This is a genomic window from Pseudomonas sp. GW821-FHT07F01 (assembly GCF_059418825.1).
The window spans coordinates 893,476-912,546 of sequence record NZ_JBWKQO010000001.1 but is presented as its reverse complement, the minus strand read 5'-3'; the positions used below and the strand labels follow the sequence as shown (position 1 = coordinate 912,546).

Annotated in this window: 14 protein-coding genes; 7 read left to right on the top strand and 7 right to left on the bottom strand. The window is 65.2% G+C overall.

The window, feature by feature from the left end; genetic code table 11:
• Positions 1–123 precede the first annotated feature (123 nt).
• The 7 genes from AC07R1_RS04150 to AC07R1_RS04120 all read right to left on the bottom strand — a co-directional run bounded on the left by AC07R1_RS04150 (position 124) and on the right by AC07R1_RS04120 (position 11,567).
• Positions 124–1,617, bottom strand: coding sequence for an efflux transporter outer membrane subunit (locus AC07R1_RS04150; protein WP_495110172.1), 1,494 nt, complete (start codon positions 1,615–1,617; stop codon positions 124–126).
• Positions 1,614–4,721, bottom strand: a complete 3,108-nt coding sequence (locus AC07R1_RS04145) for an efflux RND transporter permease subunit (RefSeq protein ID WP_047336709.1) — start codon at positions 4,719–4,721, stop codon at positions 1,614–1,616. The genes AC07R1_RS04150 and AC07R1_RS04145 overlap by 4 nt, the downstream gene beginning before the upstream one ends.
• Before the next feature lie 37 nt (positions 4,722–4,758).
• On the bottom strand, positions 4,759–7,857 hold the full coding sequence (locus tag AC07R1_RS04140) for an MdtB/MuxB family multidrug efflux RND transporter permease subunit (protein WP_011061150.1): 3,099 nt from the start codon (positions 7,855–7,857) through the stop codon (positions 4,759–4,761).
• Positions 7,854–9,173, bottom strand: coding sequence for an MdtA/MuxA family multidrug efflux RND transporter periplasmic adaptor subunit (locus tag AC07R1_RS04135; protein WP_053151414.1), 1,320 nt, complete (start codon positions 9,171–9,173; stop codon positions 7,854–7,856). Before AC07R1_RS04135 ends, AC07R1_RS04140 begins: the two co-directional genes overlap by 4 nt.
• 177 nt (positions 9,174–9,350) lie before the next feature.
• Positions 9,351–9,851: a thiol peroxidase gene (gene tpx, locus AC07R1_RS04130; RefSeq protein ID WP_011061148.1), complete on the bottom strand. Its 501-nt coding sequence runs from the start codon at positions 9,849–9,851 to the stop codon at positions 9,351–9,353.
• Positions 9,852–10,396: 545 nt separating this feature from the next.
• Positions 10,397–11,080, bottom strand: a complete 684-nt coding sequence (locus AC07R1_RS04125; RefSeq protein WP_019095224.1) for a type 1 glutamine amidotransferase domain-containing protein — start codon at positions 11,078–11,080, stop codon at positions 10,397–10,399.
• A gap of 43 nt (positions 11,081–11,123) precedes the next feature.
• Positions 11,124–11,567 carry an SRPBCC family protein gene (locus AC07R1_RS04120; RefSeq protein ID WP_072441941.1) on the bottom strand — a complete coding sequence of 148 codons (444 nt, stop codon included), beginning with the start codon at positions 11,565–11,567 and terminating at the stop codon, positions 11,124–11,126.
• 398 nt (positions 11,568–11,965) lie between these two features.
• On the opposite strand from AC07R1_RS04120, the gene AC07R1_RS04115 reads away from it, so the two are divergent.
• From AC07R1_RS04115 to AC07R1_RS04085, 7 genes are read left to right on the top strand one after another with little or no spacing between them, the layout of a single operon-like run.
• A complete protein-coding gene (locus AC07R1_RS04115; protein WP_072441943.1) occupies positions 11,966–12,757 on the top strand; it encodes a hypothetical protein in 792 nt (263 codons plus the stop codon).
• Positions 12,758–12,766: 9 nt separating this feature from the next.
• Entirely contained in the window at positions 12,767–14,224 is a 1,458-nt protein-coding gene (locus AC07R1_RS04110) for a DUF1254 domain-containing protein (protein ID WP_011061144.1), read from the top strand.
• A 55-nt stretch (positions 14,225–14,279) separates the two neighbouring features.
• Entirely contained in the window at positions 14,280–15,677 is a 1,398-nt protein-coding gene (locus tag AC07R1_RS04105) for a DUF1254 domain-containing protein (protein WP_495110281.1), read from the top strand.
• Positions 15,678–15,689: 12 nt separating this feature from the next.
• Positions 15,690–16,643, top strand: coding sequence for a SphA family protein (locus AC07R1_RS04100; protein ID WP_011061142.1), 954 nt, complete (start codon positions 15,690–15,692; stop codon positions 16,641–16,643).
• A gap of 10 nt (positions 16,644–16,653) precedes the next feature.
• Entirely contained in the window at positions 16,654–17,694 is a 1,041-nt protein-coding gene (locus AC07R1_RS04095; protein WP_495110171.1) for a transporter family protein, read from the top strand.
• A gap of 12 nt (positions 17,695–17,706) precedes the next feature.
• Entirely contained in the window at positions 17,707–18,480 is a 774-nt protein-coding gene (locus AC07R1_RS04090; protein WP_495110170.1) for a DUF2092 domain-containing protein, read from the top strand.
• A complete protein-coding gene (locus AC07R1_RS04085; RefSeq protein ID WP_177190955.1) occupies positions 18,477–19,061 on the top strand; it encodes a hypothetical protein in 585 nt (194 codons plus the stop codon). Before AC07R1_RS04090 ends, AC07R1_RS04085 begins: the two co-directional genes overlap by 4 nt.
• The last annotated feature ends 10 nt before the right edge of the window (positions 19,062–19,071 follow it).

Here is a 19,071-nt window from a genome sequence, read left to right as displayed (position 1 = left end):
TACAAGCCCTGTGGGCATGGGCTTTGCGGGAAGTCCCGGGGCGTTGCAAATCACGCCAGATACACCCCGCTTGCGGCCTTCGAGCAGGCCTTGCAGCCAGCCTGCTGCAAGGCGTTCACGGGCCTATTTCTGCTCGCTGGCCTGCAGCTGCCCATCCCAGCCACCGCCCATGGCGGCGATCAACTGCACGCTGGCGATCAGGCGGCTCTGCAACAGGCTGAGCACGCTGCGCTCGTTGCTCAGGGCAGTGGTCTGGCTGGTGACCACATCCAGGTAGGCGATCAGCCCGGCCTTGTACTGGTTCTCGGTCAGGCGCAGGGCCTCGCGGGCCGAATCCAGGGCCTGCTGGCGCACCCCCGCCTCGTCCTCCAGGACCTTGAGCTGGACCATGTAGTTCTCCACCTCGCGGAAACCGTCGAGCACGGTCTGCCGGTACTTGGCCACGGTCTGGTCGTACACCGCCTCGGTGCGGTCCACTTCCGCCGAACGCTGGCCGCCGTCGAACAGGGTCATGGCCAGTTTCGGCCCTACCGACCAGAAGCGGTTCGGCAGGCTGATCCAGTCGGCGTAGGTGCTGCTGCTGTAGCCGCCGGCCAGGCTCAGGGTCAGGTCCGGGTAATAGGCGGCCTTGGCCACGCCGATCTTGGCGTTGGCGGCAATCACCGAACGCTCAGCCGAGGCGATGTCCGGGCGCCGCTCCAGCAGTTGCGAGGGCACGCTCAATGGCACTTGGGGCAGCACGGGGATGGTCTTGCTCTCGGCCAGGTTGAACTCGGCCGGGGGCACGCCGATCAGCACGGCAATGGCGTTCTCGAACTGCGCCCGCTGCCAGATCAGGTCGATCAGGTCGGCCTGGGTGCTTTTGAGCTGGGTCTGGGCCTGGGCCACCGCGTCCTTGCCGGAGACCCCGGCCTGGTACTGGTTCTGGGTCATGGTCAGGGAGCGCTGATAAGCCGCCACCGTGGCCTCCAGCAGGCGCTTCTGCTCATCGATCACCCGCAGTTGCAGGTAGTTCTGCGCCAGCTCGGACTGCTGGCTCAAGCGCATGGCCGCCAGGTCGGCGAAGCTGGCCTCGGCGCTGGCCTCGTTGGCCTCCAGGTCACGGCGCAGCTTGCCCCACACGTCCGCTTCCCAGCTCACCCCCAACTGGGTGTTGTAGGTGTCGCGAATGCCGCTGCTGGAACTGCTCAGGGCCGAACTGCTGCTGCCGGTGCCCTGGCTGGCGCGGGTCTTGCCGGCGCTCAGGTCGACACTGGGAAAGAACGAACCCCGGGAGCTGCGCACCAGGGCCCGGGCCTGACGGAACTGTGCCTCGGCCTGGGCCACGCTCTGGTTGGAACTGTTGAGCTTGTTGATCAGGCCATTGAGCTGGGCATCGCCGTACAGCTCCCACCAGGCGCCACGGGCCAGGGCGTCGCTGGGGTTGGCCTGGCGCCAGCCTTCGGCTTCCTTGTACTGCACCGGCTCGGCCACCTGTGGGCGCTGGTAGTCGGGACCGATGGCGCAGGCGCTGAGCAGCAGCACGCACAGGCCCAGGCTCAAGGCCCGCGAGCCCCGGGCCATGGCCAGGCGCTGGGCGGACAGCAAGGTTACGGGACGGGACGATTGGTCGGTCATAGCGGCGTTTCCAGAGCAGCATCGGTACGGACCCCACGCCAGTGGTTGAACTTGTGGCGCAGGCGATCGAGATAGAGGTAGACCACCGGGGTGGTGTAGAGGGTCAGGACCTGGCTGAAGACCAGGCCGCCAATGATGGTCAGGCCCAGGGGCTGGCGCATTTCCGAGCCTTCGGCACCGCCCAGCAGCAACGGCAAGGCGCCGAGGATCGCCGCCAGGGTGGTCATGAGGATCGGCCGCAGGCGTTGCAGGCAGGCGCTGCGGATCGACTGCAACGGGTCCAGGCCCTGGTGACGCTCCAGTTGCAGCGCCAGGTCGATCATCAGGATCGCGTTCTTCTTCACCACGCCAATCAGCAGGAACAGCCCCAACAGCGAGATCAGGCTGAACTCACCGCCCAGCACGTAGATCGAGAGCAAGGCGCCAACCCCGGCCGAGGGCAAGGTGGAGAGGATGGTCAGCGGGTGAATGTAGCTTTCATAGAGCACCCCGAGCACCAGGTACACCGCCAGCAGCGCGCCGAGGATCATGAACGGCTGGCTCTTCTGGGTGGCGGCGAAGGCATCGGCGGTGCCGGCCATCTTGACGATCACGTCTTCGGGCATGCCCAGCTTGGCGATCGCCCGTTCGATGGCGGCAGTGCCCTGCTCCACCGTCACGCCCTCGGCCATGTCGAAGGAAATGCTTTCCGAGGCAAATTGCCCTTCATGGCTGACCCGGTCGTCTTCCAGGCTGTTTTCATAGTGGGCGATGGCCGACAGCGGAATCCGCGCGCCGGCGCTGGTGATCACCTGCACCTGGTTCAGGGTGATGGGGTCCTGGGCGTACTTGGGATTGACCTCCATCACCACCTGGTACTGGTTGAGGCTGTCGTAGATGGTGGAGATCTGCCGCTGGCTGTAGGCGTTGTTGAGTACCGCGGTGACCATGTCCATGTCCACCCCCAGGCGCTTGGCCTGGTCGCGGTCCACCACCAGAGTCACCTGCTGGGCGCCACGGCCTTCCCGGGCGTCGATGGCGGTGATCTCGGGCAAGGCGCGCAGCGCCGTCACCACTTTCGGGTACCACTGGCGCAACTCGCCCAGGTCGCCGCTTTGCAGGATGTAGGAATACTGCGAGGTGGTCTGCTCGCGACCGCCGCCGAACTGCAAGTCCTGGTCGGCCATCAGCATCAGTTGCGCACCGGGCACCTTGGGCATTTCCTTGCGCAGGCGCTCGATGACCTTCTGCGCCGAAATATCGCGTTCCTTGATCGGCTTCAGGCGCACCAGCATGAAGGCGTTGTTGGTGCCGTTGTTGCCACCGATGAAGCCGGCCACGCTCTCCACTGCCGCATCCTTGAGCACGGCGCGGCGGAAGATTTCCATCTTCGGCTGCATCACGCTGAAGGACAGACCGTCGTCGCCGCGGACAAAACCGATCAACTGGCCGGTGTCCTGCTGGGGCATGAAGGTCTTGGGCACCACCACGTACAGGGCCACGTTGACGCCAATGGTCAGCAGCAGGCTGAGCAGGGTCAGGCGCCTGTGGCGCAGCACCCAGTCCAGGCTGGTGGCGTACTTGCCCATCATCCAGTCGTTGCTGCGCCGGCTCCAGCGCTGCAGGCGGTTCTCCTGGCCCGGGGTGTGGGGCTTGAGCCAGCGCGCGCAAAGCATCGGGGTCAGGGTGAGGGACACCACCAGCGACACCACGATGGCCGCGGCCAGGGTGATGGAGAACTCGCGGAACAGGCTCTCGATGATCCCGCCCATGAACAGGATCGACAGGAACACCGCCACCAGCGACACGTTCATCGACAGCAGGGTGAAGCCCACTTCCTTGGCCCCCAGGTACGCCGCCTTCATTGGCGCAATGCCTTCGTCGATGTGCCGGGAAATGTTCTCCAGCACCACGATGGCGTCGTCCACCACCAGCCCGGTGGCAAGGATCAGCGCCATCAGCGACAGGTTGTTCAGGGAAAAACCGTAGAGGTACATGATGGCAAAAGTGCCCACCAGGGATACCGGTACCGCCAGGGTCGGGATCAGCGAGGCGCGGAAGTTGCCGAGGAACAGGTACACCACCAGGATCACCAGCGCCACGGCGATCAGCAGGGTCATCTCCGCCTCGTGCAGGGTGGCCTTGATCACCGGCGAGCGGTCCATGGCCAGGTTGAGCTTGACGCTGGCCGGCAGCACCGCCTGCAACGCCGGCAACTGGGCCTTGATCTCGTTCACCGTCTCGATGATGTTGGCCCCGGCCTGGCGGTTGATCACCAGCAGCACCGCCGCGTCATCGTTGAAGAAACCGCTGTTGTAGCGGTCTTCCACGCCATCGCTGACCTTGGCCACGTCCTTCAGGCGCAGGGCCGCGCCGTTGTTGTAGTGGATGATCAGCGGCTCGTAGTCACGGGCCTTTTCCAACTGGTCGTTGGCCTGGATCTGCCACAGCCGCTGGTCATCCTCCACCGAGCCCTTGGGCCGGCGCTGGTTGGCGTTGGCGATGGCATTGCGCACGTCGTCCAGGGCCACGCCGTACTGGTTGAGCAGTTGCGGCTCCAGTTCGATGCGCACCGCTGGCAAGGAGCTGCCGCCGACCTGCACTTCGCCCACGCCCTGCACCTGGGACAGGCTCTGGGACAGGATGGTCGAGGCCAGGTCGTAGAGCTGGCCCTTCTCCAGCACATCGGAGGTCAGCGACAGGACCATGATCGGCGCCTGGGACGGGTTGACCTTCTTGTAGGTAGGCATGCTGCGCATGCCGCTGGGCAGCAGGTTGCGCGAGGCGTTGATGGCCGCCTGCACCTCCCGCGCCGCGCCGTTGATGTCGCGGTCCAGGTCGAACTGCAGGATCACCCGGGTCGAGCCCTGGCTGGAACGGCTGCTCATGGTGTTGACCCCGGCGATGGCGCCGAACGAGCGCTCCAGGGGCGTGGCCACGGTGGAGGCCATGACCTCGGGGCTGGCCCCGGGCAGGCTGGCCTGGACCACGATCACCGGGAAGTCCATCTGCGGCAGCGGCGCCACCGGTAGCAGGCCGAAGCTGACGCCGCCCAGCAGCATGATCGCCAGCGACAACAGCATGGTCGCCACCGGGCGCTTGATGAAGGGGCCGGAGAGGTTCATGCCGGCACGCTCCAGGCTTGAGGCAGGCTGCGGCCCTTCATGCCTCCACCTCTTGGGCGTCTTCACGCTTGCCGAAGCGCCGGCCCAGGCGGTCGAAGTACAGGTAGATCACCGGCGTGGTGAACAGGGTCAGCACCTGGCTCACCAGCAGGCCGCCGACCATCACCAGGCCCAGGGGCTGGCGCAGCTCGGCGCCGGAACCGGTGGCCAGCATCAGTGGCACGGCGCCGAACAGCGCCGCCAGGGTGGTCATCAGGATCGGCCGGAAACGCAGCAGCGCCGCCTGGTAGATAGCCTGTTCCGGGGCCATGCCCTGGTGGCGTTCGGCGTCGAGGGCGAAGTCGATCATCATGATCGCGTTCTTCTTGACGATGCCGATCAGCAGGATGATGCCGATGATGGCGATCATGCCCAGGTCGTTGCCGCTGAGGATCAGCGCCAGCAAGGCCCCCACCGCCGCCGAGGGCAAGGTGGAGAGGATGGTGATCGGGTGGATATAGCTCTCATAGAGCACGCCGAGCACGATGTACATGGTCACCACCGCCGCCAGGATCAGCAGCAAGGTGCTCGACAGCGAGGCCTGGAAGGCTTCCGCCGCGCCCTGGAAGCGGGTCTGCACGCCCACCGGCATGCCGATCTCCTGCTGCACCTGCTCGATCACGTCCACCGCCTTGCCCAGGGCCACGCCCGGAGCCAGGTTGAAGGACATCATTACCGCCGGGAACTGGCCGATATGGGCGATGGCCAGTTGCGCCTGGCGCTCCTCGACATGGGCCAGGCTCGACAGCCGCACTTGGCCGCCGTCGGTGGTCTTGACGTGGATCTGCTCCAGGGCCTGGGGCCCGATGCGCTCGCCGGCCTGGGCCTGGAGCACCACCCGGTACTGGCTGGCCTGGGTATAGATGGTGGAGATCTGGCGCTGGCCGAAGGCGTCGTACAGGGCGTCGGTGATGTTCGACACCGAAACCCCGACCCGGGACGCGGCGTCACGGTCGATCACCATGAACACCTGCAGGCCCTTGTCCTGCAGGTCGCTGGCCACGTCGGTGAGCTCCGGACGCTGGGCCAGGGCCTGCACCAGGCGATTGCTCCACAGGCTCAGCAGCTCGGCATCCGGCGACGACAGGCTGAACTGGTACTGGGTGCGGCTGACCCGGTCCTCGATGGTCAGGTCCTGTACCGGCTGCATGAACAGGCGGATGCCCAGCAGCTTGTCCACCTCGGGCTGGATCCGCGCGATCACCTGGGCTGCGCTCAGGTCGCGCTCGCTGTGGGGCTTGAGGTTGATCAGCAGGCGACCGCTGTTGAGGGTGGCGTTGTCGCCGTCCACCCCGATGTAGGACGACAAGCTTTGCACCGCCGGGTCCTGCAGGATGATCTTGGCCAAGTCCTGCTGGCGCTGGCTCATGGCGGCGAAGGACACCGACTGCGGCGCCTCGGAAATGCCCTGGATGACCCCAGTGTCCTGCACCGGGAAGAAGCCCTTGGGCACCACCATATAAAGGAACACGGTCAGGCCCAGGGTGCCGATGGCCACCATCAGGGTCAGGAACTGGTGCTTGAGTACCCACTGCAACTTGCGCCCGTAGCTTTCGATCAGCCAGTCGATCCAGGCCCCGCTGGCGCGGTAGAAGCGCCCCTGCTCTTCAGGCTTGGGCTCACGCTTGAGCAGCCGCGCGCACATCATCGGGGTCAGGGTCAGGGACACCACCAGGGAAATCAGGATCGCCACCGCCAGGGTGATGGCGAACTCGCGGAACAGCCGCCCCACCACATCCGCCATGAACAGCAGCGGGATCAGCACCGCGATCAGCGACAGGGTCAGGGAGATCAGGGTGAAGCCGATCTGCCTGGCGCCCTTGAGCGCTGCCTGCATCGGGCTGTCGCCCTCCTCGATGAAGCGCGAGATGTTCTCCAGCATGACGATGGCATCGTCCACCACGAAGCCGGTGGCGATGGTCAGGGCCATCAGGGTCAGGTTGTTCACCGAGAAGCCGGCCAGGTACATCACCCCGAAGGTGCCGATCAGCGACAGCGGCACGGCAATCGAAGGAATGATGGTGGCACTGGCCCGGCGCAGGAACAGGAAGGTCACCATCACCACCAGCGCGATGGCGATCAACAGCTCGTGCTGCACATCCTTGACCGAAGCGCGGATGGTCTGGGTACGGTCGGTGAGCACGGTGACGTCCAGGCCCGCCGGCAGGTTGTCGGTGATGCTCGGCAGCAGCGCCTTGATCCGGTCCACCACCTCGATCACGTTGGCCCCGGGCTGGCGCTGGATATTGAGCAGCACCGCCTGGTTCTCGTTGGCCCAGGCCGCCAGGCGCTCGTTCTCGGCGCCATCGACGATCTCGGCCACATCCTTCAGGCGCAGCGGCGCGCCATTGTTGTAGGCCAGGATCAGCTCGGCGTAGTCCTTGGGCGAGGTCAACTGGTCGTTGGCATCGAGCATCGAGACCCGGGTCGGGCCGTCGAAGTTGCCCTTGGGCTGGTTGACGTTGGAGGCGCCGATCAGGGCGCGCACGTCCGCCAGGTTCAGCCCGTTGGCCGCCAGGGCCTCGGGGTTGACCTTGATCCGCACCGCCTGGCGCTGGCCGCCGGCAATGCTGACCATGCCCACGCCGCTGATCTGGGCGATCTTCTGCGCCATGCGCGTATCCACCAGGTCATTGAGCTTGGGCAGCAGCATGGTCTTGGAGGTAATGGCCAGGGTCAGCACCGGGGTATCCGCCGGGTTGACCTTGTTGTACACCGGCGGCGCCGGCAGGTCCTTGGGCAACAGGTTGGTGGCAGCGTTGATCGCCGCCTGCACCTGCTGCTCGGCCACGTCCATATTGATATCGAGGCTGAAGCGCAGGGTCAGCACCGAGGCCCCGCCGGAACTGGTGGAGGCCATCTGGGTCAGGCCGGGCATCTGCCCGAACTGGCGTTCCAGGGGCGCGGTGACCGCGCTGGTCATCACGTCCGGGCTGGCCCCGGGGTACAGGGTCATGACCCGGATGGTCGGGTAGTCCACCTGGGGCAAGGCCGACACCGGCAGCAGGCGATAGGCGATCAGGCCGGCCAGGACAATGGCCAGCATGCTCAGGGTGGTGGCTACCGGACGGAGGATGAACAGCCGCGAGAAATTCATGCGCCGACCTTTTTCGCCTTGCCATCAACCGGCTTGCCGTCTGCGGCCGGTGCCCCGGCGGGCTGCCCTTGCAGGTGTTCGGTGGGGGTGGTGGGCACGTCGATGCTGTCGTTGACCACTTCCACCTCGCTGCCGTCCTTGAGGCGATCGGTGCCTTCCATCACCACCCGGTCACCGGCCTTGAGGCCGTCCTGGATCACCGTCGAGTCGCCGTTGCTGGCGCCCACCTTGAGCTGGCGGATCTTCACCTTGTTGTCGCCATCCAGGGCGTAGACGAAGGTGCCGTTGGTGCCGAACTGGATCGCCGCCGAGGGCGCCAGCACCACGTTCTTCAGGGTATCGGCCAGCAGCCGCACATTGACGAACTGGTTGGGGAACAGGCCCTGGTCGCGGTTATCGAAGCGCGCCTTGAACTTCAGGGTGCCGGTGGTGGTGTCGATCTGGTTGTCCAGGCTCTGCAGCACGCCTGTGGCCTGCAGCTTCACGTCACCGCGGTCCCAGGCTTCCACCGCCAGCCTGGCGCCGCTGTGGTAGCGGGCGAGCACGGTTTCCAGGCTGTTTTCCGGCAGGGTGAAGGCCACGCTGATGGGCTGGGTCTGGGTGATGATCACCAGCGCGGTGGTGTCGTTGGCCGCCACCAGGTTGCCCACGTCCAGCTGGCGCAGGCCCAGGCGGCCGGCGATCGGCGCGCGGATGTTGGTGAATTCCAGGTTGAGCTTGGCGTCGTTGACCGCCGCCTGGTTGGTCTTGACCGTCCCCTGGTACTGCCCCACCAGCGCCGCGGCGGTGTCCAGGGTCTGTTTGGCGATGCTGTCCTGGGCATACAACCCGCGGTAACGCTCAAGGTCGACCTGGGCGTTCTTCAACTGGGCCTGGTTCTGCAGCAAGGTGCCTTCGGCCTGGAGCAAGGCATTCTGGTACGGACGCGGATCGATCTGCGCCAGCAGGTCGCCAGCCTTGACCATCTGCCCTTCCTCGAAGTTGACCTTGACCAGTTCCCCCGCCACCCGGCTGCGCACGTTGATGGTGTTCAGTGCCGTCACCGTGCCCAGGGCCTTGTAGTACACCGCGAAATCCCCCTGGGTCACCGGTGACACCCGCACCGGGATCGGCCCGCTGGCGCCGCCGAAACCGGGGCGCATGCTACCGCTGCGCCCGGTATGCCCGGCCGCGGCTTTCTGCCCGGCGGCCTCCTGGTGGGTACTGGCCGGCCAGAATTTCCAGCACAGGCCAACGACCAGCAGCAGGACGAACAGGCCGAACAGCCAGCGACGGGAGTTGCGGGAGACAGAGGATTGCATGGAGTGATCAACCATTGGGCGCGTGGGAGGCTTCTTTGAGAAGGCTGAAAGATAAGCACTGGAACCGTTTTAGCAAAGCGCCTTTACCGGCAATTTACCTTTGACTGACGTTTCAAGGAGCGGTGCTAAGCCACTGAAGCACAAATAAAAACGGCCTGGACAGAGCCAGGCCGTGAATAATTGTAAAACCTGTTACTTGAGCACGGCCAGGGCCGCGTCGTAGTTCGGCTCTTCGGCGATTTCCTTGACCAGCTCGCTGTGCAGCACCTTGTCGTTTTCATCCAGCACCACCACGGCGCGGGCAGTCAGGCCGGCCAGCGGGCCGTCGGCGATGGCCACGCCGTAGTTCTCGATGAACTCGCGGCCACGCAGGGTCGACAGGTTCTGCACGTTTTCCAGGCCTTCGGCGCCGCAGAAGCGTGCCTGGGCGAATGGCAGGTCGGCAGAGATGCACAGCACCACGGTGTTGGCCAGCTCGTTGGCCTGGGCGTTGAACTTGCGCACCGAGGTGGCGCAGGTCGGGGTGTCGACGCTTGGGAAGATGTTCAGCACCTTGCGCTTGCCGGCGAGGCTGCTCAGGGAAACATCGGCCAGGCCTGCGCCCACCAGGGTGAACGCTGGGGCTTTGGAACCGACTTGCGGCAGTTGGCCATTAACCTGCACCGGGTTGCCTTTGAGAGTGACTTGAGCCATGAACGGAGTCCTTATTGAACAGTGATGATGGAACAGCAATGAGAAATTCCTGAGAGGCCGAAGTTAAGCATGAAACGGCCCGGGCACCTATGCCCCACGGGCAAATTGTCCAACAACCCACCCCGACACCGGCATTACCGGATGCAGGGGCTGGCTTGCCAGCGAAGGCGCTTTCAAACCTTGCGCAAGCCTCAAGGGCCTCTTCGCCGGCAAGCCGGCTCCTACAGGGGCGAATTTGGGTGTTTCGGTGTAGGAGCTGGCTTGCCAGCGAAAGCGATTTCGAGACTTGAGCAAGCCTCAAGGCCGCCTTCGCCGGCAAGCCGGCTCCTACAGGGGTGAATCTGGGTGTTTCGGTGTAGGAGCTGGCTTGCCAGCGAAAGCGATTTCGAGACTTGAGCAAGCCTCAAGGCCGCCTTCGCCGGCAAGCCGGCTCCTACAGGGGTGAATCTGGGTGTTTCGGTGTAGGAGCTGGCTTGCCAGCGAAAGCGATTTCTAGCCGTGCACAAGCCTTAACGGCCTCTTCGCCGGCAAGCCGGCTCCTACGGTTATTTGTTGAGGTGCGCCAGGAGCAGATCGGCCACCGGGCCGCCGGACGCCGGGTTCTGCCCGGTGATCACGCGCTGATCCTCCACCGCGAACGGCGCCCAGGGTGCAGCGGCCTTCTGGTAAAGGGCACCGCGCTTGACCAGTTCGGTTTCCGTCAGGTAGGGCACGTACTGGTCCAGTTCGGCGAGTTTCTCCTCTTCATTGGAGAAACCGGTGACCTGCTTGCCGGCGATCAGCAGCCTACCGTCGCCCAGCTTGATGTTGAGCAAGCCCACCGCGCCATGGCACACCGAGCTGACATAGCCCCCCTGCTCATAGATCTCCCGGCTCAGGGCCTGCAGTTCCGGGTTATCGGGAAAATCCCAGACCACGCCGTGGCCACCGGCGTAATAGATCGCCACATAGTCCCCGGCCCTGACCTGGGAAGGCTTGAGGGTCGAGCCCAGGCGGCTCATGAAGGCGCTGTCCTGGTACCACTGCCAGTCGGTGTCGTCGGCCATGGCCAGGCTATGGGGGTCGATGGGTACGTAGCCCCCCTTGGGGCTGACGTAGTCCACCTCGAAGCCCGCCGCCTCGACCTTCTTCACGAAATGCACCGCCTCACCCAGCCACAGGCCAGTGGCGCGGGCCAGGTTGGGGTATTTGGCCACGCTGGTCAGGACCACCAGTATCTTCTTGCTCATGGGCATGCTCCTTGGCATTGGAAAACAGGGCAAGGCACGGCAATCAACCGAGCAACCGCAGCATGTTGCGGTGCCGGGCATCGAAAATCCGCGCCATGTAGGCGTTGACCATCAACCACTCCAAAGGTGCACCACCGATGGCCCTGTAGGTCACCCTGTCGGTGTACAGGGTGCCCCCTTCGGCGGCCTCGACCCGGTGCTCATGGCGAAAGGCCCGCAGCGGCCCCTTGAGCATCTCGTCGACAAAATGCCGATCGCCGACCTCACGTATAACCACCGTCCATTTCGCCGGTATGACACCGAACATCCAGTGCAGGAAGCTGAACTGGCGCCCGACACTGATGCGCAGGTCATTGATATCGAGGCCCCCCAAGGGCGTGACACGCTCGGGGAAAATCTTCGGAAAGTTGGCGCCTTCGAGGCAGAAATCCAGCACCTGCTGCGGGCTGTATCCGGCCAGGAAAGTCGTGCGTTCGACCACGGGCATTCTGGTTCATCCTTGCTGATTTTGTTGAGGAGGCACCCACACAAACCTACAAACCACTTCATTAAAAACATATAACTAATTGTTTTTAATGATTTTTATGCACATAAAAAATTAATCACTATAACCCTACAAACTACATTGAAATAATCACAAAACACTTTAAGAGAGATTCGCCGACGCTCACCTTCAAAGGGCCGCCCGCCACGCACTGCCTGTCCACAGCCCGGCAGTGATCCTGTGCACAAAAACCAACGAATTAACCCTTTCGACTGGCTAAGCGAAGGTTAGCTGCTAGCGTCATCAGACAATTCCTACGGGTATTAGAGAGAAACACTATCAGTTGACCCACGGCTCAAGAAGTGCCGCTCGGTGACCGTTCGCAAAAGGATTGAACCTGCATGTCCAGAGCATTTTTTGCGCCCGCCGTCTGGGCCGTAGTCGCCCTGAGCTCATCGCTGCCGGCCCTGGCCGACAACGCGGAAACCGCCAACAAAAGCAACAACCCGCTGAACCTTGCACCCGGCCTCAACCTGCAGGATTACTACACCCCGCGCCTGTACGACAGCAACGCCCACACCAACGACACCCTGCTGCGGGGCACCCTGCCCATCGCCCCCTCGGATTTCATCGGCGTCCCCCAGCTGCTGCGTGCCACCCTGCCGGTCAGTACCCGCCCCGATCCGCACCACGGCTACAGCACCGGCATCGGCGACCTCAACCTGTTCGATATCTTCCTGCTCAAGACCGACGGCGTGCAGCTGGGCATCGGCCCGCAGATCACCGCACCCACCGCCGAACAGGACGAACTGGGCACCGGCAAATGGCAGGCCGGGCTGGCCGCAGTGGCCATCGATGCCTCGCCCCGGGGCCTGCTGGGGGCCCTGGTGCAGTACCAGAGTTCATTCGCCGGCGACCATGACCGCGCCCATGTCGAAAGCGCCACCCTGCAGCCCTTCATCATCCACAACCTGCCCCGGGGCTGGTACCTGCGCTCCACCGGCACCTGGACCTTCGACCTGAAGAACAACACCCACTACATCCCCATCGGCCTGGGGGTGGGCAAGGCCTGGAAAGCCGGTGACAACATTCTCAACGCCTTCGTCGAGCCGCAGTGGACCGTGGAGCGCAAAGGCGACGGCATGCCCCAGTTCACCCTGTTCGCCGGGATCAATGTCACTTTCGGAAAATAAGGACGCGCCATGCAGCCACTACTGCGCACTGCCGGTTTCAGCCTGTTGCTCCTGGCCGCCAGTTGCGGGGTCGGCGCCCAGCCCGAGCCGCAGAACAGCCGCCTGACGGCGATCAAGATGGATGGCGAACTGCCGGCCCGGGCCGCCATTGCCGGGCTGTTTGCCGAGCTGGACTTCCAGCAGGCCACGCAAAGCTACCTGTGGGCCCTGCCGCTGGTGTCCTACGCCCAGTGGCAGGGGGAATTTCGCGACAAGCTGCACGCCGGCAATGGCGACCTGATGGTCCTGGAAAGCTACGAAGACAAGCTCGGGGTGATCACCGCCAACGCCACCACGCCCTACATCCTGGGTTTTGTCGACCTCAACCAGACCGGGCCGATGGTCGTCGAGCTGCCCCCCGGCCCCACCGCCGGTGGAGTCGGCGACTTCTGGCAACGGGCGATCACCGACATGGGCCAGACCGGCCCGGACCAGGGCAAGGGCGGCAAGTACCTGGTGCTGCCGCCGGGCCATCCGGAACCTTCCGACGCCGACCAGTACTACCTGGCCAAGTCGCAAACCATGAACGTGCTGGTGGGCTTTCGCGTGCTCGACCCGGACCCGGCCAAGGGCAAGGCGCTGGTGCAGCAATTCAAGATGTACCCCTACGCCCAGCGCGCGACGCCGCCGGCGACCCGCCTGCTGTCCCCCGGCGGCAAGCCCTGGTCCGGCACCCAGCCGCGGGGCATGGCCTACTGGGAGCGCCTGCACCAGATCATCCAGCAGGAGCCGGTCAACGAGCGCGACCGCTTCTACATGGCCATGCTCGCCAGCCTCGGCATCGAGAAGGACAAGCCCTTCAACCCCAACGAGCACCAGCGCCAGGCCCTGGAACAGGGCGCGCGCATGGGTGAGCTGATCGCCCAGGCCAATACCTTCGCCAAGCGCTTCGCCGATGCCCAGTACTGGCCAGACCGGCAATGGGACAAGGTGCTGAACATCGCCGACCCGTCCCAGCGCGTGGCCTATTACGACCAGTTGTGGGAACGCAGCGCCTGGTTCTACGAAGCGGTCACCAACACCAAGGGCATGGTGTCCAAGACCCCGGGCCTGGGCCAGACCTACCTCGGCGCCTACACCGACCACAACGGCCAGTGGCTGGACGGCGGCAAGCACTATCGCCTGCACCTGGGCAGCAACCCGCCGGCCAGGCAGTTCTGGTCGCTGACCGTCTACGACAGTGCCAGCCGCTGCCTGATCGACAACCCGCAGCGCAAGGCCGATCTGTCATCGCGCCAGGACCTGAAGAAAAACCCCGACGGCTCCCTGGACCTGTATTTCGGCCCCAGCGCCCCCAAGGGCCTGGAAAGCAACTGGGTGCAGACCCTGCCGGGCAAGCACTGGTTCAGCTACTTCCGGCTCTACGCCCCCACCGAGGCCTACTTCGACAAGCGCTGGAAACTCGATGACATCACCCTGGTGCAGTAACGCCTGCCCCCCTGACTTTGGCGCAAGGATTCGAACGATGATCATCAAGGCTGTGATGCCCAGCTTGCTCGGGGTCTTGACGCTGGCCCTCAGCGGCCCGTCCCTGGGCGCCTTCAGCGCGACCGCGGAGCAGGCCCGGGGTATCGCCAAGCAGGCGTACCTCTACGGCTTTCCGGTGGTGGAGATGTACAAGACCCTCTACACCCAGGCCGTGGATCAGGGGGGGCCCAACTTCAAGGCACCGTTCAACCGCATCGGCGGTACCGCCCAGGTCTTCAGCCCCAAGGACACGGCCTTCGTCACCCCCAACTCGGACACCCCCTACTCCTTCGCCTGGCTCGACCTGCGGGCCGAACCCCAGGTACTGAGCCTGCCGGCCATCGATGCCCAGCGCTACTACTCGGTGCAGTTGATCGACCTCTACACCCAGAACTTCGACTACCTGGGCACCCGCAGCACCGGCAACCAGGGCGGCCACTACCTGATCGCCGGGCCTGACTGGCAAGGCCCCACGCCAGCCGGTATCGACAAGGTGCTGCACAGTGAAAGCAACATCGTCTACGCCCTGTACCGCACCCAATTGTTCGATGAAAAAGACCTGGAGCAGGTGCAGAAGATCCAGCAGAGCTACCGGGTCCAGGCGCTGAGCCAGTTCCTCGGCCGGCCGCCGCCCCCGGCGCCGGCAGCGATCCACTGGCCCCCGCCCACCGCCACCATGAGCGACAGCCCGGAACTGTTCGGCTACCTGAACTTCATGCTGGCCTTCGCCCAGCCCCAGCCCGAGGAAAAGGACCTGCTGGCACGCCTGGCCAGCATCGGCATCATTCCCGGCCAGCCCTTCCCCCTCAAAGAGCTGGGCAGCGCGCAAAAGCAGGCCCTGGAAGACGGCATCAGCGACGGCAAGGCCGAATTCGCCGCCTTCAAGAAAGAACAGGTCGATACCCACAAGATCACCAGTGGCGACCTGTTCGGCAGCCGCCAGCACCTGCAGGACAACTACCTGTACCGCTACGCCGGGGCCAACATGGGGATCTTCGGCAACTCCGCCGAAGAGGCCAGCTATATCGGCTACTTCGTCGATGACCAGGGCCAGCCGCTCAACGCCGGCCAGCACCGCTACCGCCTGCACTTCGCCAAGGGCCAGTTGCCCCCGGCCAATGCCTTCTGGTCGCTGACGATGTACGACGGCAAGAGCAAGCTGCTGGTGGCCAACCCGCTGCAACGCTACCTGATCAACTCACGCATGCTGCCCTCGCTGAAAACCGACGCCGACGGCGGCCTGACCCTCCATGTGCAGCACCAGCCGCCGGCCAAGGAGCTGCAAAGCAACTGGCTGCCGGCCCCCGACGGCCCCTTCTACGGGGTGCTGCGAATCTACCTGCCCAAACCCGACGTCAGCAACGGCCAGTGGAAGATGCCGCCGCTGACGCCGGTCGCCCCTGAACAACAATAAGCGGAGCCCGTCATGCCCAGCCCTTCGCCCCTGCGTTCATCCCTGGCCCTTTGCCTGCTGGCGGCCAGCCCCTTGCTGCATGCCGCCGAAGGCGGGGTCGGCCGGCCCATCACCGGCCAGCAGATCTACTCCAATGCCGGGATCATCCCCCCGGAACCGGGCTGGGTGATGTCCCTGACCAGCATCTACTACGACGGCGAGCTCAAGGGCAGCGGCCAGGTGCCGATCATCGGCGATCTCAGCTCGGGGCTGAAAATGAAGGTGTCCTACACCATGGGCAACTTCACCCGGGTCTGGGACACCGGCAAGGGCCGCTGGAACTACGCCTCGGCCATCGGCGTGCCGGTGCAGTACACCGACATCCAGGCCAGCCTCACCGGCCCCCGCGGGCGCACGGTGGGTACCCAGGACAGCGGCACCCAGTTCGCCGACCTGCTGGTCACGCCGATCGCCGCCGGCTACCACATCAACGAGCGCGACCATATCGCCCTGTCGCTGCCGATCTACGTGCCCACCGGGGCCTACAACGACAACCGCCTGGCCAACCCCGGGCAGAACAACTACACCTTCATGCCGACCATCGCCTTCACCCATCTGGACGGCAAGGGCGGCGAATTCAGCCTGATGGGCGCCCTGGAGTTCTACACCCGCAACGACGCCGCCGACTACCGCAACGGCGACATCCTGCGCCTCGATGGCTTGTGGACCCACGGCTTCGGCAGCGGCTGGAACGCCGGGCTGGTGGTCGGTTACATCCAGCAGATCAGCGACGACCAGGGCCCCACCGCAGACAAACTCAACGGCTATCGCGGGCGCTCCGTGGGCGCCGGGCCAACCCTGGGCTGGAGCGGCAAGTTCGCCGATGCCCAGGCCAACATCAGCGCGCGCTGGATCCCCGAGTTCGACACCAAGAACCGCCCCGAGGGCAACGGCGTCAGCGTCAACCTGACCCTGGCCTTTTTCTAGGAGCACGCCAATGCGTATCGCTTGCCAGTTGGCCCTGTGCTCCACCCTGCTGGGCAGCCTCGCCGCCCTTGCCAACGAACTGCCAGCCCTGGGGGAAGACGGCAAGCGCCCGGCGGCCAAGGGCGATCCCGAGACCTGCCGGCAGTTGCAGGAAAACTTCGATATCGACCTCAAGCAAGTGGTCAAGGCCGGCTGCGAACCCTCCACCGAGCAGATCGCCAAGCTGATGGACAACCCGGTGGGCAACCTGGTGCTGCTGTTCAACCAGTTCGACTACACCGCCCTCAAGGGCCTCCATAGCAACGGCACGCGTTACCTGGGCAAATACAGCTTCATGCCCACCTTCCCGATCTCCCTGGGGGAAGACTGGAACCTGATCAACCGCCTGCCCATCAGCTATGTCAGCGCCCCGGTCAACCGCAAGGCCGGCAAACTGGTGGGCCTGAGCCCCTATGAAGTGCTGAGCGACCGGGACTTTCCAGCGCTGATCGAGGACCCCTTCCAGCGCACCAGCGGCTTCGGCGACCTGGCCTACGTGGGGGTGTTCTCCCCCAAGGAGCCACTGCGCTTTGCCGGCGGCGGCAAGCTGGTCTGGGGCGTGGGGCCGACGGCGATGTTTCCCACCGCCGAGCAGGACGTGCTGGGCACCGGCAAGTACTCCCTGGGCCCGGCCTTCGTCGCCGCCTACCTGGGCCCGGACTGGACCCTGGGGGTGTTTCCCCAGCACTGGTGGTCGGTGGCCGGCGACGGACGGCGCAAGGACGTCAGCCTGAGCAACATCCAGTACTTCATCCAGCGCGCCCTGCCGGGGCCGGCCCAATGGCGGATCGGCATGACCCCCAATGTCACCGTCAACTGGAAGGCCGACGGCGGCAACAAGGTGACCTTCCCCATCGGCCTGGGTGCCGGGCGCATTTTCAACGTCGGCAAGTTGCCGGTGAGGATCTCCGGCGAAGTCCAGTACTCGGCGATCCACCCCGACGACCAGATCGGCAGCCGCTGGAATTTTCGCCTGTCCTTTATCCCGGTCATTCCCACTTTCATGTTCTGAACGGAGCCCGCCATGTCCGACCGTGCCCGATTCTCTACTGTGCTGGCCGCCCTGCTCGGCCTGCTCTGGGCCGGTGCCCCACTGCACGCCGCCGATGAGCTGGAACCTCGTGCCCTCGGCGCCCTGCAGCAGATGGGCAGCTACCTGCGCAGCCTGCGCCAGTTCGCGATCCAGGCCGACAGCGTCACCGACCAGTTGCTGGAAAGCGGCCAGGCCGTGGAATTTCGCCACCACACCGAACTGCTGGCCCAGCGGCCCGACAGGCTGCGGGTCAGTGTCGAAAGCCAGGGCGCGCGGCGCAGCCTGTACTACGACGGCGAAGCCTTCACCCTCTACGACAGCCGCGGCCCCTACTATGCCCGAGCCCCGGCGCCCGCCAGCATCGACGCTCTGGTACAGCGCCTGAGCGACAGCTACGGCATCGAACTGCCCCTGGCGGACCTGTTCCGCTGGGATGCCGACACCGCGCAGAAGGTCGGCCTGACGTCGGCGCTGTACATCGCCAGCGAGACCCTGGGCGACCAGCGTTGCGCCCACTACGCCTTCCGCCAGAGCGACATCGACTGGCAGCTGTGGCTGCGCGAAGGGCCCCGGCCCTTGCCCTGCCGCCTGGTCATCAGCCGCCGCGACAGCCCCGAGCAGCCGCGCCACAGTGTCGATTACCGCTGGCAACTCAAGTCGGCACCAAGTGCCGCAAGCTTCGCCTTCAAGCCCCCGGCCGGCGTCACGCAGGTGCCATTGCGGCGCCTGGAGCGCAGCGCAGCACAAGGGGAGGTACAGCCATGAAGCGCAATCACTGGTTGCTGTGCAGCGTCCTGACCCTTGGCCTGCTGCAAGTGTCCGCGGCCCAGGCCTGGCAATTGCGCGGCGGTGGCGGCGGTGCCCGCACCTTCGTCGTGCCCCACGGTGGGGGCGGCCCGGCGCCGAGGCCCATGCCCCAGCCGCGGCCGATGCCGCACCCCATGCCCCAGCCACCGCAACCGGGGCCGCATCCCGAGCCCCATCCCTATCCGCAGCCCCATCCCGGGCCAGGACCAGGGCCCGGCCCGCATCCTTATCCCGGCCCGGGCCCTGAGCCACACCCCTATCCAGGGCCAGGGCCCCAGCCTTATCCGGGGCCGCCCGGGCCACCGCCGCCACCGCCCGATCACGGCGACGACTGGTACCACCCCTGGGCCGCAGCGGCGGTGGTCGGCGCCACCACCGCCGCGGCATTCGCCATCGGCACCCAGGTCGACAGCGTGCCGCCGGACTGCGTTTCGGTGGTGGCCAGCGGCGTGGCCTACCAACACTGCGGCAACACCTGGTACCAGCCGCAATACATCGGCGGCAGCCTGCGCTACGTGGTCGTGGCGGCCCCCTGGTAATAGCTATGCA

Coding starts and splice junctions, on each gene's coding strand:
- AC07R1_RS04150 (WP_495110172.1), bottom strand. CDS start 1,617: ATGACCGACCAATCGTCCCGTCCCGTAACCTTGCTGTCCGCCCAGCGC.
- AC07R1_RS04145 (WP_047336709.1), bottom strand. CDS start 4,721: ATGAACCTCTCCGGCCCCTTCATCAAGCGCCCGGTGGCGACCATGCTG.
- AC07R1_RS04140 (WP_011061150.1), bottom strand. CDS start 7,857: ATGAATTTCTCGCGGCTGTTCATCCTCCGTCCGGTAGCCACCACCCTG.
- AC07R1_RS04135 (WP_053151414.1), bottom strand. CDS start 9,173: ATGGTTGATCACTCCATGCAATCCTCTGTCTCCCGCAACTCCCGTCGC.
- tpx (WP_011061148.1), bottom strand. CDS start 9,851: ATGGCTCAAGTCACTCTCAAAGGCAACCCGGTGCAGGTTAATGGCCAA.
- AC07R1_RS04125 (WP_019095224.1), bottom strand. CDS start 11,080: ATGAGCAAGAAGATACTGGTGGTCCTGACCAGCGTGGCCAAATACCCC.
- AC07R1_RS04120 (WP_072441941.1), bottom strand. CDS start 11,567: ATGCCCGTGGTCGAACGCACGACTTTCCTGGCCGGATACAGCCCGCAG.
- AC07R1_RS04115 (WP_072441943.1), top strand. CDS start 11,966: ATGTCCAGAGCATTTTTTGCGCCCGCCGTCTGGGCCGTAGTCGCCCTG.
- AC07R1_RS04110 (WP_011061144.1), top strand. CDS start 12,767: ATGCAGCCACTACTGCGCACTGCCGGTTTCAGCCTGTTGCTCCTGGCC.
- AC07R1_RS04105 (WP_495110281.1), top strand. CDS start 14,280: ATGCCCAGCTTGCTCGGGGTCTTGACGCTGGCCCTCAGCGGCCCGTCC.
- AC07R1_RS04100 (WP_011061142.1), top strand. CDS start 15,690: ATGCCCAGCCCTTCGCCCCTGCGTTCATCCCTGGCCCTTTGCCTGCTG.
- AC07R1_RS04095 (WP_495110171.1), top strand. CDS start 16,654: ATGCGTATCGCTTGCCAGTTGGCCCTGTGCTCCACCCTGCTGGGCAGC.
- AC07R1_RS04090 (WP_495110170.1), top strand. CDS start 17,707: ATGTCCGACCGTGCCCGATTCTCTACTGTGCTGGCCGCCCTGCTCGGC.
- AC07R1_RS04085 (WP_177190955.1), top strand. CDS start 18,477: ATGAAGCGCAATCACTGGTTGCTGTGCAGCGTCCTGACCCTTGGCCTG.